Source organism: Zoogloea sp. (assembly GCF_023150065.1).
GTDB lineage: Bacteria > Pseudomonadota > Gammaproteobacteria > Burkholderiales > Rhodocyclaceae > Zoogloea.
Genome location: NZ_JAKLLN010000009.1, coordinates 1 through 23297 on the forward strand (window position 1 = coordinate 1; position 23297 = coordinate 23297).

A 23297-nucleotide genomic window follows, 5' to 3' on the forward strand; every position below is an offset into this window, starting at 1 on the left:
ATTACCGCAGCCAAACCGGTCAGGCTGTGTTGGCCTGACTAAAACCAAACGGCCTCCGCGAAACCCGGGGCGATTCAGTCTGGTTAAAGGGAGGTTGCCAGGTTGAGTTCTTTTCCTGTTTGAGTGATTGTCCGGTTGATGGCGTAAAGCACCGTTATCCTGCGGTAAAGCTCAGTAAAGTCGTGAACTGCGGGAAAGAGCCCGGGACTGGCTCCAAGGTCTCTCGGGGGTTAAGGTGAGTAAAGCCCGGTTAAACCGTGGTTTGTGTTTCAAGCGGAGGCTGGGGCTCTCTTATCATTCCAAGGCGTGATACTTGGGAGGCTGTGGACTGATGGGCAAGGTGTTGTTGGTTGATGACGATATCGAGTTGTCGTCCATGTTGAGCGAGTACATCGCACGGGAGGGCTTTGACGTCGATATCGTCCACGATGGGGAGGCAGGAGTGAGTGCCGCTCTATCTGGTGCTTACAGCATTGTTGTGCTCGATGTGATGATGCCCAGCGTGGGGGGCATTGAGGCGCTGCGCAGGATCAGGGGGCAGAGTCGGATCCCGGTTTTGATGCTGACGGCGAGGGGGGATGACGTCGATCGGATCGTGGGGCTTGAGCTGGGGGCCGATGACTATGTTCCGAAACCCTGTACGCCGCGGGAGCTTGTTGCGCGAATCAGGGCAATCCTGAGGCGCACCCAGGATGCTTCGATCAATGTTGAGTCCGAAGGGAGCACGCTGGCCGTCGGTCCGCTCGTCATGTGGCCCCAGATGCGCCGTACCCATTGGCATGGCAAGGAACTGGGACTTACCAGCACCGAGTACAACCTGCTTGAAATACTGGCACGCAGTGCCGGGCGGGTCGTCAGCAAGGGCGAGTTGTCCGAGCAGGGACTGGGACGGCCCCTCGCCCGGTTTGATCGGAGTATCGATGTCCATCTCTCGAGCATCAGGCATAAGCTCGGCCCCCGCTCAGACGGGCGCCCGTGGATAGAAACGGTGAGGGGGCTGGGCTACCAGTTGATACGCGAATGAGGCTTGGGCGCCTCTTCTGGAAATTTTTCTTTGCGTTCTGGCTGGCGCTACTGCTTGCTGGCGGTGGTGTTGGTAGCGCTGTCTGGTGGCATCAGCAGTCCGAGCGGGAGCTCCTTGCCGGTGAAGAAGACCGTCTGTTGCTGGCTGGGCCGCGTGTGACCTTCAGTTTGAAGGCCGCCGTGGCTGTGCTGGGGCGTGGGGGGGAGGCTGCTTTACGGGACTTTCTGGCGGATGTCGGGGAGGAAGAGCGCGCCTCGCCGGTGTTTGCCGTGGATGCTGCGGGCAGGGAGCTTCTCGGGCGCCATGTCGATCCTGCTGTCGAAGCTCAGGCGCGTGCCTGGGCGTTGTCGGATAGCCCAAGGCGGGGCGCCCGGCTGTGGGCCGGGGGCGCTGGGACTACATGGCTCCTTTTCATGCCGGTCGTGGCAAAGGAGCCGGGCAAGGTCTTTGGGCCGCCGCCCGGCGAGCGTCGTCCTCCTTTCGGGCGGCGAGGTCCGCTTCCGCCAAGCCCGTGGTGGCCAATTGTCGTGGGTCTTGTTGCCAGTGTCCTCTTCAGCGCCTTGTTGGCCTGGTATCTGTCCAAGCCCATCCGCAGTCTCCGGTGGGCCTTGGGGGCTGTAGCCGAGGGGCAGCTTGATGCGCGGGTGCGGCCGTTGCTGGGTAGTCGTCGCGATGAGGTTGCGGATCTTGCCGAGGACTTCGACCGAATGGCACGCCAGGTACAGGCCCTGATCGGCTCCCAGCGTCGCTTGCTTCATGACGTATCCCACGAATTGCGTTCGCCGCTGGCCCGCCTCCAGGCGGCCATTGGGCTGGTGCGTCAGGATCCAGCACGTTTGGATGCCACGCTGGGCCGCATTGAGCGGGAGGCTGTTCGCCTTGATGAGCTCGTGGGGCAGCTGCTTACCCTGGCGCGACTTGATTCGGGGAGGAGCGATGCGCCTCTGGAATCTGTCGACTTGATTGATCTGGCGGCGGCGATTGCCGACGATGCGCGCTTTGAGGCACGGGCGCTCGGTCGTGAGGTGAACTTCGAGGGGCCGGGTGAGGCGGAGACGATGGTATGGGGAGAGCTGATTCAGCGGGCCTTCGAGAACGTCATCCGCAACGCAGTGAAGTACACCGCAGATGGATCCTGTGTGGAGGTGCGTGCGCTTCGTGAAGGTGATGTGTTCGTCCTGCGCGTCGGGGATCGGGGCCCTGGAGTGCCGGCGGCCGAGCTGGGGTTGATGTTCGAGCCGTTTTATCGCGCGGGCAATGTCGGTGGGGCCGACGGTTTCGGCCTCGGGTTGGCGATCGCCCGTCGCGCGGTGCTTGTGCATGGTGGGACGATAGTCGCTGTCAATCGGGATGGTGGTGGGCTGATGGTGGAGATTCGTTTGCCCATCGCGCTGGAAATGGCGCAAAAGGAATAGGCGCCGCGCCGGCCAAGCTGCTAGAATGCCGGCCGTGGCGGGTCTCCCCGCATTGCAGCGCGGTGAACCTGGTCAGGGCCGGAAGGCAGCAGCCACAGCCGTTTCCTGCAAGTGCCGGGGGTCAGGCTCGCCACCCCAATTCCCAAAAGGGGCGTCCAGGTTGGCGCCCCTTTTTTCGTTCAGCGTTGTTGCGCTCCGTCCGCCGGCACGCAGGTCGGGCCTGTTAGAATTCCTCCATGGCTTACCAAGTACTTGCCCGAAAGTGGCGCCCGCGCAGTTTCGAGACGCTCGTCGGGCAGGAGCACGTTGTCCGGGCGCTGACCCATGCCCTGCAGACGGGGCGCCTGCATCATGCCTACCTCTTCACCGGTACGCGTGGTGTCGGCAAGACCACCATCTCCCGCATCCTGGCCAAGGCGCTGAACTGTGAGACCGGTGTCACCGCGACACCCTGCAATCAATGTTCGGCGTGTACCGCCATCGATGCCGATCGTTTTCCCGACTACGTGGAGATGGATGCGGCGTCGAACCGTGGGGTGGATGACATGGCGGCGCTGCTGGACCAGGCGGTGTATGCGCCGGTCCAGGGGCGTTACAAGGTCTACATGATCGATGAAGTGCACATGCTTACCGGGCATGCCTTCAACGCCATGCTGAAGACCCTCGAGGAGCCCCCCGAGCACGTCAAGTTCATCATCGCCACCACCGATCCGCAGAAGATCCCGGTCACCGTGCTGTCCCGGTGCCTCCAGTTCAATCTCAAGCAGATGCCCCCTGGGCATATCGTCAGTCACCTGACCCGGCTCCTCGAAGCTGAGGCGGTGCCCTTTGAGCCCGGCGCCCTGCGCCATATCGCCAAGGCGGCCAGCGGGTCAATGCGGGACTCCCTGTCGCTGCTCGATCAGGCCATCGCCCACGGCGCGGGCAGGGTGGAGGAGCAGGCGGTGCAGGACATGCTCGGCACTGTCGGTGACGATCATCTCCACGCAGTGCTCCAGTCCCTGCAGAACAATGATGTCCAGGCCCTGATGGCCGCTGCCGATGGCATGGAGGCGCGGAGTCTGTCCTTCGACTCCGCCCTGCAATCCCTGGCGGGTCTGCTGCACCGGATCGCCCTGTTGCAGCTCGCTCCGTCGGCGCTTTCCGACGAGTTCGAGGCGGCACGGCTGGCGCCCTATGCCCAGGCCTTCGACCCCGAGTTCCTGCAGCTCGCCTACCAGATCGTCATCCACGGCCGGGAAGAATTACCTCTGGCTCCTGACGAGGCGACGGGTTTCTCGATGACCCTGTTGCGCCTGTTTGCCTTCCGACCGGAGCAGCCCGCAGCGCTGGGGGGGGTGATGGCTGCCGGAGGCGGAAGCGGTCAGGCCCGGGCGATTCCTCCTTCCCCCCGCCTGCCTGCCGCACCCACCTCGCCGAGCGAGGTGACGCCCGCGCGCGTTGCGCCGCAGGTGGTTTCCGTTGCTCCCGTTGCTGCGGTGTCTCCGCCCTTGCCCGAGGTGGCCACGCTCTCTGCGCCTGTCCGTGAGGCGGTTGTCGCGACGCCCAGCCCGCCTCCTCCGCCGCAACCGTCACAGGCGGCTACGCCGGAACACGGCAGCAGCGTGCCTCCGTGGGAAGATCTGCCGCCCGAGGCCCATGAACTTCCCGCCGCGCGCCCTGCACCTGTCGTGCAGCCCCGTGTTGACGTGCCTGCGCCGGAGCCACTGCCCGTGGAGCCCGTTCAGCTTCCCCCGCCGGTTGAGCCGTCTCTTGCCGTTGCGGAGCCGCCCGCAGCCCGGGAGCTGGTTAGCGGCTCCGTGGACTGGCATGCCCTGCAGGAGCAAGTTGGGCTGGGAGGCTTCAACCTCCAACTGGCCCAGCACAGCGAATTGCTGGGTGTCGAGGACAATTGCTTCCGTCTGCGCCTCGCCAGCGATCAGCGTCATCTGCTGCAGATCAACAAGAATGGCGCCGAGAAGCTGCAGGAGGCTTTGTCGAATCACTTCGGGCGTCCGGTGCGGGTGAGTATCGAGGTCGGCGAGATCGCCACCGAGACCCCGGCCCAGCGCAATCAGGCCGAGAAGGCCGAGCGCCATGCCGCTGCCCTGGCCGCCCTTGAGCAGGATCCCTTTGTTCGCGAATTGATCGAACGCTTCGATGCGACGCTGGAGACAGCGTCGGTCAAACCCCTCTAACCCTTATCCGGAGAGCATCACCATGATGAAAGGCGGCATCGCTGGCCTCATGAAACAGGCCCAGCAAATGCAGGACAACATGAAGAAAATGCAGGACAGCCTGGGCGGCATCGAAGTCGAGGGGCAGTCTGGCGCCGGCATGGTCAAGATCACCATGACCTGCAAGCACGATGTGCGTCGCGTCACCATCGATCCGTCGGTGATGGACGACAAGGAGATGCTCGAAGACCTGATCGCCGCGGCGGTCAACGATGCGGTGCGTCGCGTCGAGTCGACCACCCAGGAAAAGATGGCCGGTTTCACCTCCGGGCTCAATCTGCCCCCCGGCTTCAAGCTGCCGTTCTGATCGTCGGCCGACAGGCTTCATGAGTTCGCCCTCAAGCCTCGATGTGCTGATTGAAGCCCTGCGCTGCCTGCCGGGTGTCGGGCCCAAATCCGCCCAGCGGATGGCCTTTCACCTGCTGCAGCGCGATCAGCGCGGCGCTGCGCGCCTGGCTACAGCCCTGGGCCATGCGCTGGAGGTGCTGCGGCATTGTTCCCGCTGCAATACCTTCTGTGAAGAAGACGTCTGTAGCCGGTGTGCCAATCCACAGCGTGACGCCAGCCAGCTCTGCGTGGTCGAGATGCCGTCCGATCTGGCCATGCTGGAGCAGACCCACAGCTACCACGGCATGTATTACGTGCTGATGGGCCGCCTTTCCCCCTTGGACGGGATCGGCCCCCGGGAGCTGGGCCTGGAGAAGTTTCTGGCGCGTGCTTGCGATGGCGCGGTTCAGGAAGTGATTCTGGCCACCAACTTCACCAATGAGGGCGAGGCCACCGCCCACATGATCTCCGAGCTCCTGCGCAGCCGGGGTATCCGGGTCAGCCGTATTGCCCGGGGCATCCCCGTGGGCGGCGAGCTCGAGCATACCGATACGGGCACCATCGCCCAGGCGCTGGTGGAGCGCCGCGCCCTCTGAACCAGGATTGCACCGGGCGGTCCGTTGCCCGGCAGATCAGAAGCCCAGCTCCCGCACCCCTAACGCAAGGATCCGGTTGATGGCGGTGGGCAGCCACGCGCGCCCGTCGCCGGCAATGCGCACTTCACCGATGGCGATGCGCTGGCGTGCGGGCGCTTCGCTCAGCAGGATGCGTACCCGGTAAAGGGATTCCCGGGGGCTCCGGCCGGCAGCCGCGCCCTGTTGCTGGCTCGGCAAGGTGGGGATCGGGCCGCCGGCTGCCGCATCGAGGGCCGGGTGGGGCAGGCTTGTGCTGCGGGTCGAATCAATCTCCACCACCTTGCCCTGCAGTATGCCGAAGGGCTGGCCGGCAGGGTGGAAGCGGGCGGCGTCGCCGGGGCGGATGCGGTCCACGTCGGCTTCCGGAATGAAGGCTTCGACCACCCAACTTTCCGGATCGATCACCACCGCCAGCGGCTGGCGTGGTGCCACCCAGACACCGGGGGCGAGGCCCGTGTCCACGTCCACCAGCTGACCCTTGAACGGCGCGGCGAGCTGCAGCCGGGCCGCTTCGTCGCGGAAGGCGCCGGCTTCAGCGGCGTATTTGTCGTGCTGGCCCTGCAACTGGGCGCGCCGTTGCTCCCCATCCGGCAGGCCACTCAAGCCGGCAAGTTCCCGCTCGCTGCTTTCCCGCTGGCCATCGGCACGCCGGGCCGAGAGCTGGAGCTCGGGAGATTCCACTTCAAACAGCAATTGACCGGCAGTGACCGGGCCGGCCGTGGCCAGCCGGACCAGGCGGCCAGCCAGAGGGGCGTGAACGGTGTGCTGGCGTTCGGCGTGGAGCCAGCCGGTGCCGCTCAGGCTGCCCGGCCAGGGAATCAGGCCCGCAAGGATCAGCAGGAGCGCAGCAATCAGCGCCCCGCGCTTGCGGTTAGCGGGGATGTCGCCCCGGCGGCTGCGCCATTCCCGCAGTTCGGTCATCAAGGGACGGACCACGAACCAGCCGATCTCCACCAGGAAAAGCAGGATGCCCAGCGCCTTGAAGAACATGTAATACACCGCCACCGCAATGCCGATGAACACCCCCAGGCGATACAGCCAGGTGATCAGGGCAAAGGCGATCAGCCCTCTGTGCTGCCCCGGCGGAAGGCGTTCGGGCCAGGGCTCGTCAAGCCCGGCCACGTGGCGCCGCAGCCAGGTGCGGGCCAGGTTGCCGGCGCGCTCATGCAGATTCGGCATGTCGAGCAGATCGGCCAGGATGAAATAGCCGTCGAAGCGCATGAAGGGGCTGGCATTTACCGCCAGGGTGAGCACCCAGCTGGTGGTGGCGAGGAAGAACAGGGCGCTGCGCAGGGGGCCATCCGGCACCAGGCTCCAGGCCAGGGTGGCCAGACCGGCCAGGGCCAGCTCGGCCAGCATGCCGGCGCTGGCGATGGCCAGGCGCTGGCGGGGATTGGCGAGCTTCCAGCTCTCGCTGGTATCGGTGTACAGCATGGGCCACAGCACGACCATCGCCACGCCCATGTGGGCCACCCGCACGCCGTAGCGCGTGGCCGTGAGGGCATGGCCGAACTCGTGCAGGGCCTTGGCGCAGGTCAGGGCCAGAGCAAAGCCGATGAGGCCGCCGGTGCTCAGGTTGTCCACGAAACTGGTGCGGAAGCTGTCCCACTGACGGCCGGCCAGGAGCAGCCCGGCCAGGCTCAGCAGGGCGATCAGAACTGCCGTGGCGGGCTGGTAGAGCCAGTCGAGGCGAGGGGCGATGCGCCCCAGCCAGTCTTGGGGGCGGGCCAGGGGCAGGCGGAAGAACAGGTAATGGTGGAGCAGCCAGGTGAACACGGACTCCTGCTGGCGTGACGCCCGCTCGGCCAGATTGCGGACGCCCGCCGGTGTGGCAATGCGCAGCAGGCTGTGGCGCTCGAGGAAGCGGGTGAGGGCATCCAGATCGGTGTCGTCCGGTGCCAGCGTGGTTTCTGCCTGGATGGACTGGACGACTGCGGCCGGTGAGCCGAGACCCCAGCGGGCGAGCATCTCGAAATCCAGCCAGCCGATGCGGTAGAAGCGGTTGCACACCGGGTCGTGGATCATCCATGCCGGCGAGCCATCGCCGTTGGCGGCGGCGGGCAGCAGGCGCAGTTCTTCCCGCAGGGGTGGCAGCAGGGGCGTCACAGACCGGTCCATTCCCGCAGGCTGGCCAGGGGGCGCCGCATCACGTAGTAGGCCAGTGGCGCCCAGTCACCCGAGACCCGGGCCGTGCCCTTGAGGCCGATGCGGGGTGTTTCGTTGCCGGTGAAGCGCCCGCGCAGGCGGTAGGACGCAAGCCCGTCGGGGCTGGTCACGGCCTGGTAGCTGGTCTGCAGCAGTTCGCCATCCAGAGGCGAGAGGGGCTGGGTGTGCAGGAACAGCCGCAGGGGGGCGCCGGCTTCGAGGTTGAGGGCATCGCCCACCGGCAGCCACACCAGCACGCCCGCGTCGCTGGGGTCAGCCAGCTGCATGACCCGCTCCCCGGTCTGCACGGGCCGGCCGAGCCAGTCATTGGGGTCGCCAAACACTGCGATCCCGTCCCGTTCAGCCCGCACCTCGATGCGCCCGAGCAGTTCGGTGATGGCGGCCAGTTCGGCTTCCTTCTCCTTCACGCGGCCCTGGGCGGCGGCCATCTCGGCCTTGCTGCGGGTGTCGTCGAAGGCCTTCTGCTGGGCCACCAGCGCGTCGGCCTGGGCGATGGCCAGTGCCTTGAGGGCCACCTCGCGACGATTGGCGAGGGTGGTGTCGTCCAGGGAGAACAGCGGCTGGCCAGCTTTCACCGGCACATTGGGCTGCACGTGGAAAGTCTTGATGACCCCATCCTGGGGCGCGGCGACGGCCGGCGCGTGGAGGGCCACGACTTCTGCGGGGGCCAGGGTGGACAGGCGCACCGGGATCAGCAGGCTGGCGGCCAGGGCAAGGGCTGTCCAGCGTGCGGCCCGGGTCCGACGCCATTGCCCGAGGCGGTCGAGGAGGGTGGTGTGCTTGTGTGACAGGGCCCAGACGCAATAGCCGTAGCTCGCATGCAGGCGCGCGACAAGTTCGGTCTCGTCGTCCAGCCAGGGTTGCTCCCGGGCGTACACGGCGAGCCCGACCTGTGTGCCGTCCGGCGCGCTCAGGGGAACGGCGAGCAGGTGGGCGGGGAGCCATTCGGCCCAGCCGTCGGCGATGTCATCCGGCGCGTCGGCCAGGTTGAGGGGGGTGGGGGTGTCGAGGGCGGGCAGGCTGCGCACATAGCGGGACAGCCAGGTGGTGTAGGGGGAGTCCTCGGCCACCGACACCAGGCCCGACGCAGCTGAGAGACGCAGGCTGCCGAAGGCGTCGCTGAGGAACAGGGCCGCCTGGCGGTAGGGGAAGAGCGCCAGGCTTTCGTTGGTCAGTGTGAAGCCGAGGGGCGTCAGGCTGGTGGCCGCCCGGGCGCGGCCTTCCAGGTGCAGCAGGGTTTCGAGGACCGGCTGATTCAGCCGGGCGGGCGCTGTGTCGGGTGCTGCCACGGTTCAGCGGGCTGGAAAAATGGCCGTGCCGCTCATGCCGGGGAGCAGCTCCGGGTAGCTGCCCGCCAGGGTGGCTTCGAGCTCGACGGTCTGGCTCACCGAATCCACCCGGCTGTTGACCGCGCTGACCCGGGCGGGGTAACGCTTGCCGGTCTCTTCGATGGCGACCTCGAAGGTGAGCCCGGTCTTGAGCTGACCCAGCCAGCGCGAGGGCGCGTTGAGACGCAGCTTGAGCGGGCCGGCCTTGACCAGATCCACCAGGGGCTGACCGGCCGTGACGCTCATGTGGCTGCGCACATGCACCTTGGCCGTGCGGCCGGACCAGGGGGCCGTGATGCTGCACTGGCTGACCTGGGCCTGCTGCAGGGCGACCTGGGCGCGGGCCTTTTCGGCGGCGCTGACCGCCAGGTTGATCTCCACGTCACCGGCCTGCTGCAGGGCCTGCATGCGTTTTTTTGCATCCAGTTGTTCGACCGCCGAGGCCAGCTCGGCCTTGGCGATACGCAGCCGGGCATTGGGCTCGTCGCACTCCAGGCCGATCAGCACCTGCCCGGCACCGAAATTGGAGCCGAGGGAGGTGTTGAGGGTCCGGATACGCCCCGGGATGGGGCTGGCCAGCGTGGTTTCCCGGTCGGGTGTGAGGAGGACGCGGATGGTGTCGCCGGCCGGGGCTGCCGTGGGCGCAGCGGCCGCAGCCGCAGCCCGGGGTGCGGGCGGCGTCTGGGCGGCAGCCGGCTGGGCGCCGGCCACGGCCAGGCCGAGGAACAGAAGACGGCTGAGGCTCACTTGGCCTCCGCGACGTTGCCAACCGGGGTGGCGAGGGCAAAGGCGTCCTTCTCGGCCTTGCGCAGATGCTCGCTGATGCGGCCGCTGAGGGTCTTCAGATCGTCCTGCTCGAAGTTGTCGGGCAGGGGGTCGAGGCCCACGGAGTTGTAGATGCGGCCGTAGGCGATCTGGGCATTGGCGTAGGCATTGGCGCGTTGGTAGTTGCCGAGCAGGGCGCGGGTCTGGGTGCGTACGGCTTCCAGGTCGCTGTCGAGGCGGGCGGTGACGGAGGCCTTGGCGTAGTCGGCGAGGCGCTGGTCCACCTGGGCGCTGGTGTCGGCGATCTGCAGGTCGGTCATGGCCAGGCGATAACGTTCAACGCCGACGCGGACCTGGGTCAGGATGGCCATGGCCAGGGCCATGCGACGGGCTTCATCGGTCTTGACCTGCTTGTCCTGGGCTTTCTCGAGGGACGGCAGGGCGGCGAGGCGCATCAGGTTCCAGGACATGCGCAGCCCGCCCTGGATCCAGCCTTCGTTGTAGAGATACTTGTTGGAGTCGTACTGGGGGCCGACGTCAAAGGTGACGCCCGGCAGCATGGACAGGAGCTGCTTGCGGGCCTCGTCGCCGGTGATGCGCTTGCGCAGGTCTTCCTCGCGCAGTTCGGGGCGCTGGGCAAGGGCCAGGTCTTCGAGGGCACGGACGTCGGCGGGAACCTGGGGCAGCGGGGCTTCCCGATTGTCGGCGACGGTGAAGGAGGTGCCCGGCGGTACGTTCATGAGGGCGGCCAGTTCGCGCTTGGCGTATTCGAGATCCTGGCGGCGCAGGTTGAGCAGGGAGGTGGCGTCGAGCAGGGCGCGCTGGTAGTTGAGGGCCTGGACCGGCGGGATGATGCGCTGGCTCTCGGCCTCGCGGGAGCGCTGGAGGGCGTCGTTGGCACGCTTCAGGACTTCCTCGGCCTGGGCGGACAGGCGCTGGGCGCCCAGGGCTCGCCAGTAGGCGGCGCGGACGTCCTGGAGCATGTTCTGCACGACCTTGCGACGCCGCTCTTCGGCGATCAGGAACTGGTCGGCCTGCTGGCGGGCGCGGTAGTAGGAGACGCCGAAGTCGAGCAGGTTCCACGAAAACTCGGCGCCGGCCAGCCAGTGGCGGCGTTCTTCGGAGGTGGAGGGGCGCAGGGACTGGAGCCGGTCTTCGATACCGATGCTGGTGCCGCCCGAGTCGTTGTTGCGCGCCCGGTAGCCGGCGGTGGCCAGCACTTGGGGCAGCATGTCGTAGCGGGAGTAGTCGGCCAGGCCGAAGGCCAGGGCCGATTCCATCTTCTTGAGGCGGTAGTCGAGGTTGTACTTGAGGGCCCGGGCAAGGGCTTCGTCGAGGCTCACCGCACCGTCGATCGGAGCTTGGTCGGCGTACATCTGAGCGTTGTCGGCGCTGATGCGGTTCTTCACTTCGTCCTGGCTGACGAGGGTCGGTGTCACGGAGCAACCGGCGAGGACAAGCGCGGCGGCAATGGCGCCGAGACGGGGGAGTGCGGCGAGGCGGCGGGTGGCGTTCATGGCGTTCGGCTTCATGGTCGTGGAGGTCATTGTCGGTGGTTTCCTGGATCAACGCTTGGCGCTGGGCGCCAGCGGGCTACGGCTGGTCTGGGCGGCACGCGGCCGCAGGTCGGAGGCGGCATTGCGAATCTGGCTGCTGAAGCCCTCGGCGGCCTGCCGTACCGGGGCGGCGCTGTGGGCTGCGGGCGGTGTGTCCGGGCCCGCTGTGGGCACCGCCGGGGTGTCAGTGGCCGGTGTCGGGGCGCCGATGGCAAACGGATCGAGCAGGGAGGTCACCCCGGCCGCGGCGGTGTTGCCGCGGCTGCTGCTTTGGGCATCGGCGATCTCCGCTTCGGCCTGGCTGAGGCGTACCGAGTGCTGGACGTGGAGGGCGTGGGTGGTGGCAATGGGTTCATGACGCACGGCGTGCTGCACGTACAGCGCATGGCTGTCACCCAGGTAGTCGCCGAGGAGGGCGCTGCGCACCTCACCCACCGTTGCCCTGTCTGCCAGGTTGGCGACGATGCCCGAGCCGATGCCCCGCTCGATGGCCACGTCGGCCACGCCGGGCAGCACGTGCAGGGCGGGGACGAAGGGCGGGAACAGACGCGGCACCGGCCAGCGCTGTTCCGACGGCTGGGAGTAGAAGTCCAGCGGTGACAGCGGCTGCGGCCCGGTGCCGGGCGGTGTGACCTCGGGCTTGGGCAGGATCACGTCGGGGGTGAACTCGACCAGCGCCGTGAAGGTGTTGGGGCTGACCTGGAAGAGTTGGCCGTCGAACACCGAGAAGTCGAAGGTCTGGGTGCGGGTGGCGGCGCCCGGCACCAGCACCAGCTTGCCGGCGTTGAGGTCGGCGATGCTGATGACCTGGCCCGGCACCACGGGCACGCCATCGAGGAGCAGGCGGGCGTCGGGGGGCAGGGTGTCGATGCGCACGGAGGTCATCGGGTCCTGGTCGGGGTCGGCGTAGCCGAAGTCGGCTGGGCTCAGGGGGCGGTTCTGCCCATCCTTGAGGGTGACGGTCTTGTCGGTGCCGGTGGGCGGGTCGTTGACCGGCTTGACGGTGAGGGTGACGGTGGCGGTGGACACGTCGCCGTCGGCATCGGTGATGGTGTAGGTGAAGCTGTCGGGGCCGTGGTAGTCGGGGTTCGGGGTGTAGATGAAGCTGCCGTCCGGGTTGACCACCACACTGCCATGGGCCGGGTTGGTGGCCTTGGCCCAGACGTTGCCGCCGTCGCCGGACGGGGTGTCGTTGCCGGTGAGGCTGCCCGACAGCGGCGTGTCCTCCTGGGTCTCCAGCACGTCATCCACGGCGATGGGGACGTCGTCGACGGGCGTGATCTGGATGGTCACGGTGGCCGTGTCGGTGCCGCCATGGCCGTCACTGATGGTGTAAGTGATCACCGCCGTGCCATGGAAGTTGGGGGCGGGGATGAAGTCCAGGGTGCCGTCCGGATTGACGGTGACCGCGCCTTGCTCCGGTGGGATGGTGGCCGAGGTGACGGTGAGCGGGTCGTTCTCCGGGTCGGAGTCGTTGGACAGAACCGGGATGCCCCGCAGGGGGGTGTCTTCGGCGGTGACGAGGATGCCGTCATCCACGGCGACGGGGGGATCGTTCTGGCCGTTGATGGTGATGGTCAGGGTTGTCGTTGCGACGTCGCCGTCCTTGTCGGTGATGGTGTAGGTGAACACCTCGGTCAGGGTGTCGCCGGCACGCATGGCCGCCACCGTGGGGTGGGTGTTGTCGAGGCTGTAGGTGTAGCTGCCGTTGGCGGCCAGGGTGAGGCTGCCGTAGGCACCGGCCAGAGGGGCACCGACGGTGCCCGGGGTGGCGCCGAAGCTGACGTGGGTCACCGGGCCCGGGACGACGTCGGCGCCCAGGCGGTCGGCGGCGTCGCCGCTGGAGCCTGCCGCAAAGACGTTGCCGCTGGTGGTGGTGGGGGCCGTGGTGAAGCCCTCATTCACGCTGTTGGTGTCGGCGTTGGCGGTGGGCTCGTCATCGACGATGCGGATCGTTAGCGTGCCGCTGGCGCCGGTGCCGCCGGCATCGTTGATCTCCAGGGCGAGGATGTCGGTACTCTCATTGACACCCGGCGTGGTCTGGTCGGCGGTCAGGGTGTAGGTGTAGTCGAGGGTGCCGGCAGTGGGGATGCCGCCCACCGTGCTGCTCGCCGTGAAGCCGGTGAGGGTCAGCACGCCCTTGCCGGTGGTGATGGTGACCGGGGTGGTGCCCAGGGCGTTGATCTGTGCCAGGGTGACCAGGGTGCCATCGATGCGGATGCTGTCCAGGCCGTCGTCGGCGCTCAGGGCGATGCTGCCGGTGCCGGTTTCGCTGGTGTCGGCCACGGCGGTGAGGCCCGCTTCGAACACGGTGGTCTCGCCCGTGGCGGCGCCGTTGCCATCGACCGGGGTGATGGACGGGCCGCCGTCGGTGACGCCGTCGATGGTGATGGTGAGCTGGGCGATGTCGGTGAGGGCGCTGGGGTCGGCCAGGGTGTAGCTGAAGATCTCGGTGAGGGTGTCGCCGGTCTTGAGGGCGTTGACGGCCGGATTGGTGTTGTCGAGGGTGTAGGTGTAGCTGCCATCGGCGCCAATGCGCAGGCTGCCGTAGAGGCCGGTGACGATGGTGCCGTCGGCGCTGGTGGTGCCGGCGCTGATGGGGCTCATGGTGCCGCCGCCGGCCTCGGTGCCGGTGCGGATACCGGTGATGCCCAGCTCTGCGTTGGTGTTGTCCAGGTCGCTGTCTTGCCCCGGAGTGCCGGGCTTGACGTTGCCGATTACCGATGCAGCGCCCTCGGTGATGCTGTTGACGTCATCCACCGCCACCGGGGCGTCGGGGACGGCGACCACGTTGAGGGTGGTGGTGAGGATGTTGGACAGCTGCGTGCCATTGCTGGCGGCGTCGCTGTTGGCGTCCCGGACCTGCCAGCTGATGGTGCGCGGCGTGGTGGAGGGGCTCTCGCTGGCGTTGCTGTAACGGACGGTTTCGAGGGCGGCGAGCACATTGGCCACGTTGGTGGCGGTGCCTGACAGGGTCAGGGTACCGGTGCCGGCGTCGTAGCTCTGGGTCCAGCCGGCGGGCAGGGTGCCGGCGGCGAGGGTGTCGCCGCTGCCCAGGCCTGCGCTGATCTGCACGGTGGCCGACACCATCTGGGTGTCGTCCACATCGGTGAGGGTCCAGCCGGTGGGCTCGAGGAGGAGTGCGGGGTCGTTCTCGGTGAAGGTGAGGGTCGAGCCCGCGCCGCCCAGGGCCGGGGTGTCGTTGATCGGCACGATGTTGATGAGCCGCGCGGTCGTGCCGGTGCCCGTGCCGGCGCCGCTGGAGCCGCCGTCGTTCAGGCTGTAGGTGACGGTGCGGCTGCGGTTGGCGGGGGTGTCGTTGTTGTTCGGGTCTTCGCTGGTGCTCAGGTAGGTGAGGCTGCGCAGGACGCTCTGGTAGTTGGCGGTGGTGTCGCTGCCGGAGAGGGTCAGGACGCCGGTGCCCGCGTCGTAGCTGGCGGTGATGGTGGTGCCGGTGGTGTCCACCGCGAGCACGTCCCCCGGGAGGAAGCCGCTGGTGAGGCTGATCGTGCCGCCGCTCATCTGGGTGTCGTCGGCGTCACTGAGGGTGATGGCGTTGTCGACGCTGAGGGCCGGGTTGTTCTCGGTGTAGATCTTGGCTGCGCCCGCTGACAGCACGGGGTTGTCCACCACCTGGTTGATGTTGATGAGGATGTTGCCGCCGCCCGACAGCTGGCCGCCACCGCCCTGGTCCTGCCCGCTGCCTGAACTGCCGCCGCCGGTGGTGTTGGGGTTCTGGTCGTTGATGCTGTAGGCGAGGGTGACGGAAGCCGGGGGAGCGTCGCTGCTGTTACGGTAGGTGACGGCCTGCAGCACGCTGTCGGCGATGGCCGCGGTGGCGCTGCTGTTGAATGTGATGGTGAGGGTGCCGCCGCTGTTGGTGAAGCTGCCCACCACCGTGCTGCCGTTGCGGATGTTGGCCCCGCTGAAGTTGATGCCGGTGGTGCCGCTGCCGGTGACGCCGAAGACGTCCTGGGCGTTGGCGCCGCCCTGGCGTTCGATTGTCAGCACGGCACCGTTCCAGCTGGGGTAGATGTCCAGTTCCGGGTCCACCAGGGTGGCGTTGGCGTCCACCACGATGGCTGCGCCGCCTTCGCTGTAGGTGTTGGCCGAGGTGGCGTCAAGGCCGGCGATGCTGGGGGCTTCGTTCTGGTCGGTGGTGATCAGGGTGAAGGTGTTGGTGGCCGACGTGGGGCCGCTGATGCCCGAGGGCAGCTGCGTGCCGCCGTTGTCGCCGTCATCCACCGTGACACGGAAGGTGATGGCGCCATTGACGTTGGTGTCGGTGGGCTGGTAACTGACGGTGGCCAGCGCCGCCAGCAGGTCGGCCCGGTTGCCGGTGAGCACCACGTTGCCGGTGCTGCTGGTGACGCTCAGACCGGTGGTGGTGCCGACCTGGATGGTGCCGTAGTTGGCGGCACTGAGCTGGGCGTTGAGGGTGATGGTGTAGTTGTCGACGCCCACCTCGAAGCCCGCCACGGCGTTGCTGATATCGGCGGCGTCGTTGAAGCTGATCGTGTTGCCGAGCCCGGTGAACTCGAAGCTGCCGTCGGTGATGAACTTGGTGCCGCTGGGCATGCTCAGGGTGGGGGCATCATTGACCGGGCGAATGGCGATGGCGATGGCCTCGCTGTCGCTGCCAGTGCCGCCGCCGTCGATGCCGGTGTTGCCACCGTCGTCCACCGTGAGGGTCAGGGTGTCGTCGCCGTTGTAGTGAGTGGCGCTCTGGTAGTAGAGGCTGGTCAGGGCGGCGTTGAGGTCGGTGGCGGAGCCCCGCAGGGTGACGGTGTTGGAGCCCACGGCGCCGGCGGTGACGCTGAGACCGGCGGGGGTGCTGGAGCCGGTGCTGCCGAAGTAGATGTGGCTGCCCGTGCCGGCCGTCAGGGTGATGGTGTTGGTGGTGCTGGAGAAGGCGTCCGGATCGGAGAACGAGAAGCCGGTGATCTGGCTGCGCACGTCTTCGTTGACCGTCTGGTTCGGCGTCGGGTTGGTGATGACGGGCGGGTCGTTGGTGTCGGATGCGGCGACGTTGAAGACCACGCTGGCCACGTTGTTGGTGGCGTCGATGGGGGTGCCGTCGGCGTTGGTGGTGCCGCCATTGGCGCCTGCGGTGAGGGCGCCGGACGCGTCCCTCAGCCGGTCGTCCACGGAGATCTTGATCTTGAGATTCGCCAGGTCCGGGTCGGAACCGTCGGTGGCGGCGCGCAGCTGGTTGAGGGCGGCCTGCACGTCGGCCAGGCTTCCCTGGAAGACGACGGTGTTGTCGCCCGCTGCGTTGATGACGGTGACGCCGCCAGGCAGGGCGCCGTTGAAGCTGAGCACGCCGGCCGCGAAGGGGGCGTCGGCGGCGGTGAGAAACTCGGCCGTGACCTGCACGAAGTCCTGCTCGCCCGCGCCGATGCCGCCGGCCACGTCCAGATCGGCCAGGGTGATGGCCGGCAGGGCCACCGGGGTGAGTGCCGAGTTGACCACCAGGCTCGAGCCGGCTGCGCTGATGGTGGGCTTGTCGTTGGCCGGGTTCAGTTCGATGTTGTAGCGGGACGGGGTGGGCGTGCTGCCTTGGGGCACCGAGCTGCTGTCGTTGGAGACGAAGTCGCCGTCGCTGACCACATAGTCGAAGAAATCGGAGCTGGTTTCGCTGCCGTTGTGCCGGTAGGTGATGCGGCCGCTGTCCAGATCGGCCTGGGTGAACACCGAGCCCACCGAGAGCGCGGCGCCGCTGAGCAGCAGACTGCCGTTGGCCGGTGCGGTGGTGATCCGGTACTGGCGCTGTTCGGTGCTGTTGTCGGTGTCGCCGTAGACCAAGTGGGCGACGCTGTTGGCGGGCAGGGTGGGGGTGCCGGCGCCGGTGATGCCGTTGGTGTTGGCGTAACCGAGGGCGCCGCCGATGGTGGCCGTGGCGCCCTCGGTGATGGCCCCGGCCTCGCCGCTGATCAGCTGGGATTTGTGCTGGTACTGGGGCGCGTCATTGACGGGGGTGAGGGTGATCGGGACGATCAGTTCGGTGCCGGTGCTGACGTGGTTGGTGGCGGTTCCGCCCACCACGTTCTGGTCATCCATGGGGACCAGACGGAAGCTGTCGGTGAAGTTCTCGCTGCTGTCGTGGGTGTAGACCAGCTTGCCGGCGGCGAGCTCTGCCGCGGTCACGTAGTCGCCCACGCCGATGGCCACGCCGTCGAGGGTGAGGCTGCCGTGGCTGACGTTGCCGCTGATCTGGAAACGCAGGGTGTTGTCGACGGCGTAGCCGGTTTCGTTGTCGGAGGCCGAGTTGTCGGCGTCGGCGAGGACGATGTTGGCTGGTGTGATGGTGATGCTGCTGCCTTCGGGCCCGAAGACGCGGTCGCCGTTGGTGGCGGTGGGCGTGTCGTTCTGGGGGGTGATGGTCAGGGTGAAGTTGCGGACGGCGGTCTCGGTGGAGCCGTCGGACACCGAGTAGGTGAAGACGTCGTTGAAGTCTTCGCCACCGGCGTGGGCGAAGGTGACACGCCCGGCGTTCACGTCGGCCTGGGTGAAGCTGTCGAAGTACTCCAGGGCCACGCCGTTGAGGCGGATGCTGCCACTGGTGGGCAGGGACAGAACGCGATAGGTCAGCTGGCCGGGGACGGTGTCCGGGTCGGTGGCGGTGAGCTGGGTGTTGTCGAGGATGATGGTCTGCCCCTCGAGCAGCGCCGCGGCGTTGCTGCCGCCGGTGCTGGGCACGTCATTGACCGGCGCGGGCGGGGGCACGGGGCTGCCGTCGACGCCGGTGCTCTGCACGTTGATGCTGAAGGTATTGACCGCCAGGGTGTCGGTGCCGGGAACGTAGATGCCGCCATCCCGGGGGGTGGGGTAGATGCGGCGGTCGCCGTCCTTGACGGTGAAGCTGATGCTGTCGGTGCGGGGCGTGGCGGAGAGGGTGATGTAGGCCAGCCGCCCGTCGGTGATGTCCTGCTGGGTGAAGGTGGCGCCCGCGACCAGCCGAGTGCCGCCGAGGCTGAAGTAGCCCTCGGCCGGGTTGGGGACCGCCGTCAGGGTGTAGGTGAGGCTGCTGTCCGGCGAGTCGGTGTCGGTCACCTGGAGCATCGCCGGGGTGACGGTCAGGCTGGTGTTCGTGCCGGTGAGGGTCTGGGTGACGTCGTTGGTGAGCACCGGGTCGTTGTTGTTGCCGATGACCCCGATCTCGATGGTGGTGTCATGGGACAGGGAGACACCGGTGCCGCCGCCGCTGTCGGTGATGCGCATGTTGAAGGTGTCGGGGGTGCCGCCCGGCTCGCTGCCGTCGTGGCTGTAGGTGAGCTTGTTCAGGTCGGCGACGATGAAGGGGCTGCCTGCGCTGGCGGTGGTGATGGCCACGCCGTCGTACTTGAGCGTGCCATGGGTGGGCAGGCTGGTGATGCTGTAGCTGAAGACGGTGTCGTCCGGATCGCTGCCCGAGATGGCGCCACGGGGTGTGGAGACCGGCGGCACGAGGTTGGTGTTGGCGGTGAGGCTGACGTCCTGCTCGCCCTCGAAGACGGTGACGGTGCCGGCCACGGTGGGGGCCTGGTTGACCGGGGTGATGGCGACGGTGACCACCTGATTGGTCAGCAGGCCGCCAGCGCCGTCATCGACGGTGATGAGGAAGGTGTCGTTGGTGGGCGCCAGCACCTGGCTGCCGTTGTGGGTGTAGCTGAGCTGTGCGATCTGGCTGACGGCGAAGGTGGAGCCGACGGACAGTTCGTTGCCGGCCAGCTTGAGCACACCCTGGCCCGGCAGGCCGGTGACCTTGATGATGACCTGGTTCTGGGTGTTGTCCACGTCGGACAGGCCCAGGTTGACCTGGTTGAAGCCCACGGCCCCCACGTTGGTGGCGGCGCTGAAGCTGGCGGAGCCGCCTTCGGACACGCTCAGGGGGGTACCGCCCGCGAGTACCGGCACATCGTTGGTCGGGGTGATGGCCAAATTGACGGTGCGGCTCACCGTGGTGCTGCCGTCGTTGGTGGCGATGGTGAAGTCGGCGGCGCCACTGGCTTCGGGCAGGCCGCGGAAATTCATGCCGTTGATGGCGGCGTTGATGTCGGCCAGCGTGCCGCTGAAGCTCACGGTGCCCGTGCCGTTGCCGGTGAGTCCGGTGAGGCCGGTGGTGCCGGCGAGGGTCAGCGTGCCGGTGGTGGAGCTGAGGGTGACGGTCTGGCTGTTGCCGTCGCTGTCGGCGATGGTGATCCCGCTGATGGCGATGTTGCTGTCTTCAGTGCCGCTGCGGGTGGTGTTGATGCTGTCGGTGATGGTCGGTGCGGCGAGCAGGCCGTTCAGCCCGTTCAGGGCCAGGGCGCTGGCCTCGATGCTGCCCGATGCGGCTTCCAGGGTGGTGTCGCCACCGCTCCCGGCGGAGCCGGTGAGGTTGGTGGAGGCGGCCACATCGGCACCGGTCAGGGCGGCAAGACGGTCGATGAAGGCGGTGCCCTGGCTGGCCACGTCGCAGCCGTAGATCAGGATGTCGGCGCTGGCACTGAGGTGGCTTCCGATGGCGGCGAGTTCGCTGCGAAAATCCTCAAGGTTGGCGGTGTCCAGGCTCTGGTTGCCCAGCACGATCTGGTCGGCGGCGCCATGGCTGATAAGGTGCAGGGTGGTGATATTGTCGCGGGCGTTCAGGGCGCTGGCGATCTGCTCAAGGCCAGAGCGGGCGGGGTCGAGAACCAGGACTTCACTGCCTGCGGGCAGGCCGGCGACGAGCTCCTGCCAGCCGCGTACGGCGGGATCGACAATGACCAGCTCGGTGCGGCCTGTCTGCCCTGCGGGGCTGGCAGGCCGTTCGGCGGTGGCAGCCAGTCGTTGGCTGTCATCACGGGTGTCGGTGGCCGGGTGGCTGGAGCTGTCGTCATGCTGGTCGATGGTGACCGGGGCGGCACCGTCGAAAAGATGGCGGGGTTCAAGAGCGAGACGATGGGAAACGGGACGAAGCGACTTCTGGGCGACTCGAGTAGACATTTCAACACCTCGCGCCGGGCGGCACGTTTGTGATTATCGGAATGGGAGCGTGGGTCGTGCGGTTCAATACACCCCGACGGATCGGGTGGGGGGTGAAATCCTTACTGGCAGCGGCGCACCGCATTAAAGATCAATATCGAAAGCCAGGCCGCATACTTGAGAGTGCTAGGGTGTGTGCTTACAAAATTTAACACGGACCGGTGCATATTCTGACGGCAATTGAAGAACGAGGGGAAAGAACCACATGAAACCCATGCAGGGCGTGAAAGTACTGGAGCTGGGCACTTTGATTGCAGGGCCTTTCTGTACGCGCATTCTTGGCGAGTTTGGTGCGGATGTCATCAAGGTGGAGTCCCCGGACGGCGGTGACCCTCTGCGCCAGTGGCGCAAGCTGCATCAGGGGACTTCCCTGTGGTGGTCGGTGCAGGCCCGTAACAAGAAGTCCCTGACGGTCAACCTGAAGCATCCGGAGGGTCTGGCCATCGTTCGCCAGCTGGCGGCCGAGGCCGACATCGTGGTGGAGAACTTCCGGCCCGGCGTACTCGAGAAGCTCGGGCTCGGCTGGGATGTGCTGTCGGCGGCGAATCCCGGGCTGGTGATGGTGCGCCTGTCGGGCTTTGGCCAGACTGGCCCTTACAGGGACAGGCCGGGTTTTGGTGCGATCGGTGAGTCCATGGGCGGGCTGCGCTACGTGACGGGCTTCCCGGACCGGCCCCCGGTGCGCACCGGTATCTCGATCGGTGATTCGATTGCGGCCTTGTGGGCCGCGATTGGCGGCTTGATGGCGCTGCGTCACCGGGAGGTGAATGGCGGCGTGGGCCAGGTGGTGGACGTGGCCCTCTATGAGGCGGTGTTCGCGATGATGGAGAGCATGGTGCCCGAGTTCGATGTGGCCAGTTTCGTGCGTGAGCGGACCGGCAACATCATGCCCGGCATCACGCCATCGAACACCCATACCACCCGCGACGGTCGCCACATCATCATCGGGGGCAACGGCGACGCGATCTTCAAGCGCCTGATGCTGGCGGTCGGTCGTCCTGATCTGGCTGATGATCCGGGGCTCGCCAGCAATGCGGGGCGCGACCTGCGGGCCATCGAGCTATACGGGGTGATCGACGCCTGGGTGGCGGCGCGGGACGGGGAGAGCGTACTGGCCACCCTGGAGGCGGCCGAGGTTCCGGCCAGTTCCGTGTATTCCGTGGCCGACATGTTCCGCGATGCCCAGTTTGCTGCGCGGGGCATGCTGGAGCAGGCGACCCTGCCCGACGGTACGCCGATGCGGATCCCCGGTGTGGTGCCCAAACTCACTGAAACCCCGGGTTCAACCGAGTGGCTGGGGCCCGGGCTGGGTGAGCACACGGATGAGCTCCTCCGCGGCCTGGGTTTCGATCCGGAACGCATCGTCGCGCTGCGGGCGGCCGGGGCAATTTGACATGTCAGCGGCGGCTCGCGCGGGCCTGCACCCTGCGAGCCGCGTTATCATCGGGGCATCAACCCTTCACCGGAACTGTGCATGCCTACCATTCTCGTGACCGGCGGTGCCGGCTACATCGGCTCCCATACCTGCGTCGAGCTCCTCGGTGCCGGCTATGACGTGGTCGTCATCGACAATTTCTGCAACAGCAAGCCGGAGGCCCTTCGGCGGGTCGAGGCCATTGCCGGCCGCAAGCTGCTGGCCTTCTATAACGCAGACGTGCGCGACAAAGGCGCCCTGCGGGAGTTGTTCAAGGCCCATGCCATCGATGCGGTGATCCATTTCGCGGCGCTCAAGGCGGTGGGTGAATCCGTTGCCAAGCCCTTGATGTATTACGACAACAACATCGCCGGCACGGTGGCGCTGACCGAGGTCATGGGCGAGGCGGGGGTCAAGTCCCTGGTGTTCAGCTCATCGGCCACCGTGTATGGCGATCCGGCCAGCGTGCCGATCCGCGAGGATTTCCCCACCGGTCCGACCAACCCCTATGGGCGTACCAAGTGGATGATGGAGTTCGTGCTGTCCGACCTGGCTGCGGCTGATCCGGAGTGGCGGGTAGCTCTCCTGCGTTACTTCAACCCGGTAGGTGCCCACGCCAGTGGGCGCATCGGCGAAGATCCCAACGGGCTGCCCAACAACCTGATGCCCTTCGTGAGCCAGGTGGCGGTGGGGCGTCTGCCCAGGCTGCGTGTCTTTGGCGGCGATTACGCCACGCCGGACGGCACCGGTGTCCGCGACTATATTCACGTGGTGGATCTGGCGGTGGGGCACGTGGCGGCGGTGCGTCGGCTGGCTGAACGTCCCGGTGTCCTGACGGTCAATCTGGGTACGGGGCGTGGCTACAGCGTCATCGAGGTGGTCAAGGCCTTCGAGGAGGCCAGTGGTCGTCCGGTGCCCTACGAGATCGTGGCCCGCCGCCCCGGCGATGTCGCCCAATGTTATGCCGAGCCAACTCTGGCTGAACAGGAACTGGGCTGGCGCGCGACGCGAGGGATCGACGAAATGTGCGCTGACTCATGGCGCTGGCAAAGCACCAATCCCCAGGGGTATCCCGATTGAGCACCGAAGACCTGCCTGTAAGTGACGCCCTCAATGTGTTGGGAGGCCCTTTGCTGGCCTGCAGCTATGACCCCTTGACGGGCTGGATGAGGACGGGTTGCTGCGAGTCCGATCCCGACGATCTCGGTCGCCACCATGTGTGCGTCAAGGTGAGCGCCGAGTTTCTGAAGTTCAGCGCACTGCGCGGCAACGATCTCGCCACGCCGCGCCCCGAGTATCGCTTTGCCGGCCTCAAGCCCGGTGACCGCTGGTGCCTGTGTGCCCTGCGCTGGCGGGAGGCCTGGGAAGCCGGTGTGGCACCTCCCGTGGTGCTCGCCGCGACCCATATGGCGGCACTCGAGGTGATCCCCCTCGATGCCCTCAGGCGTCACGCCCACGAGGGCTGA

At 67.1% G+C, this 23297-nt stretch carries 13 protein-coding genes and 1 other RNA gene; 9 read left to right on the forward strand and 5 right to left on the reverse strand.

Annotation, left to right across the window (positions count from 1 at the left end; genetic code table 11):
* Positions 1–331: 331 nt before the first annotated feature.
* The 6 genes from L6Q67_RS11970 (at position 332) to recR (ending at position 5578) form a co-directional block, all read left to right on the forward strand.
* Positions 332–1024: a response regulator transcription factor gene (locus L6Q67_RS11970; protein ID WP_296569570.1), complete on the forward strand. Its 693-nt coding sequence runs from the start codon at positions 332–334 to the stop codon at positions 1022–1024.
* Positions 1021–2439 carry a HAMP domain-containing sensor histidine kinase gene (locus L6Q67_RS11975; protein WP_296569571.1) on the forward strand — a complete coding sequence of 473 codons (1419 nt, stop codon included), beginning with the start codon at positions 1021–1023 and terminating at the stop codon, positions 2437–2439. Before L6Q67_RS11970 ends, L6Q67_RS11975 begins: the two co-directional genes overlap by 4 nt.
* A 36-nt stretch (positions 2440–2475) precedes the next feature.
* An RNA gene (gene ffs / locus L6Q67_RS11980) (signal recognition particle sRNA small type) lies at positions 2476–2574 on the forward strand.
* A 101-nt stretch (positions 2575–2675) separates the two neighbouring features.
* Entirely contained in the window at positions 2676–4616 is a 1941-nt protein-coding gene (dnaX, locus tag L6Q67_RS11985) for a DNA polymerase III subunit gamma/tau (protein WP_296569573.1), read from the forward strand.
* Positions 4617–4638: 22 nt separating this feature from the next.
* Positions 4639–4962, forward strand: coding sequence for a YbaB/EbfC family nucleoid-associated protein (locus tag L6Q67_RS11990; RefSeq protein WP_296569575.1), 324 nt, complete (start codon positions 4639–4641; stop codon positions 4960–4962).
* A gap of 19 nt (positions 4963–4981) precedes the next feature.
* Positions 4982–5578, forward strand: a complete 597-nt coding sequence (gene recR, locus L6Q67_RS11995) for a recombination mediator RecR (protein WP_296569576.1) — start codon at positions 4982–4984, stop codon at positions 5576–5578.
* Positions 5579–5614: 36 nt separating this feature from the next.
* On the opposite strand, the gene L6Q67_RS12000 is transcribed toward recR, so the two are convergent.
* From L6Q67_RS12000 to L6Q67_RS12020, 5 genes are read right to left on the reverse strand one after another with little or no spacing between them, the layout of a single operon-like run.
* Positions 5615–7723: an HlyD family efflux transporter periplasmic adaptor subunit gene (locus tag L6Q67_RS12000; protein ID WP_296569578.1), complete on the reverse strand. Its 2109-nt coding sequence runs from the start codon at positions 7721–7723 to the stop codon at positions 5615–5617.
* Positions 7720–9072: an HlyD family efflux transporter periplasmic adaptor subunit gene (locus tag L6Q67_RS12005; protein WP_296569579.1), complete on the reverse strand. Its 1353-nt coding sequence runs from the start codon at positions 9070–9072 to the stop codon at positions 7720–7722. Before L6Q67_RS12005 ends, L6Q67_RS12000 begins: the two co-directional genes overlap by 4 nt.
* 3 nt (positions 9073–9075) lie before the next feature.
* Positions 9076–9858, reverse strand: coding sequence for an efflux RND transporter periplasmic adaptor subunit (locus L6Q67_RS12010; protein WP_296569581.1), 783 nt, complete (start codon positions 9856–9858; stop codon positions 9076–9078).
* Positions 9855–11423, reverse strand: coding sequence for a TolC family protein (locus L6Q67_RS12015; RefSeq protein WP_296569582.1), 1569 nt, complete (start codon positions 11421–11423; stop codon positions 9855–9857). The genes L6Q67_RS12010 and L6Q67_RS12015 overlap by 4 nt, the downstream gene beginning before the upstream one ends.
* Positions 11424–11441: 18 nt before the next feature.
* Positions 11442–20378: a cadherin-like domain-containing protein gene (locus L6Q67_RS12020; protein ID WP_296569584.1), complete on the reverse strand. Its 8937-nt coding sequence runs from the start codon at positions 20376–20378 to the stop codon at positions 11442–11444.
* Between the two features lie 244 nt (positions 20379–20622).
* Between L6Q67_RS12020 and L6Q67_RS12025 the strand changes: the two genes are divergently transcribed.
* From L6Q67_RS12025 to L6Q67_RS12035, 3 genes are all read left to right on the forward strand, one after another.
* On the forward strand, positions 20623–21810 hold the full coding sequence (locus L6Q67_RS12025) for a CaiB/BaiF CoA-transferase family protein (RefSeq protein WP_296569586.1): 1188 nt from the start codon (positions 20623–20625) through the stop codon (positions 21808–21810).
* Positions 21811–21891: 81 nt separating this feature from the next.
* Complete coding sequence (galE, locus tag L6Q67_RS12030) at positions 21892–22911, forward strand: UDP-glucose 4-epimerase GalE (protein WP_296569588.1); 1020 nt, start codon at positions 21892–21894, stop codon at positions 22909–22911.
* Positions 22908–23297, forward strand: a complete 390-nt coding sequence (locus L6Q67_RS12035) for a DUF2237 domain-containing protein (protein ID WP_296569590.1) — start codon at positions 22908–22910, stop codon at positions 23295–23297. Before galE ends, L6Q67_RS12035 begins: the two co-directional genes overlap by 4 nt.

Coding starts and splice junctions, on each gene's coding strand:
- galE (WP_296569588.1), top strand. CDS start 21,892: ATGCCTACCATTCTCGTGACCGGCGGTGCCGGCTACATCGGCTCCCAT.
- L6Q67_RS12020 (WP_296569584.1), bottom strand. CDS start 20,378: ATGTCTACTCGAGTCGCCCAGAAGTCGCTTCGTCCCGTTTCCCATCGT.
- L6Q67_RS12015 (WP_296569582.1), bottom strand. CDS start 11,423: ATGACCTCCACGACCATGAAGCCGAACGCCATGAACGCCACCCGCCGC.
- L6Q67_RS12025 (WP_296569586.1), top strand. CDS start 20,623: ATGAAACCCATGCAGGGCGTGAAAGTACTGGAGCTGGGCACTTTGATT.
- L6Q67_RS11970 (WP_296569570.1), top strand. CDS start 332: ATGGGCAAGGTGTTGTTGGTTGATGACGATATCGAGTTGTCGTCCATG.
- L6Q67_RS11990 (WP_296569575.1), top strand. CDS start 4,639: ATGATGAAAGGCGGCATCGCTGGCCTCATGAAACAGGCCCAGCAAATG.
- recR (WP_296569576.1), top strand. CDS start 4,982: ATGAGTTCGCCCTCAAGCCTCGATGTGCTGATTGAAGCCCTGCGCTGC.
- dnaX (WP_296569573.1), top strand. CDS start 2,676: ATGGCTTACCAAGTACTTGCCCGAAAGTGGCGCCCGCGCAGTTTCGAG.
- L6Q67_RS11975 (WP_296569571.1), top strand. CDS start 1,021: ATGAGGCTTGGGCGCCTCTTCTGGAAATTTTTCTTTGCGTTCTGGCTG.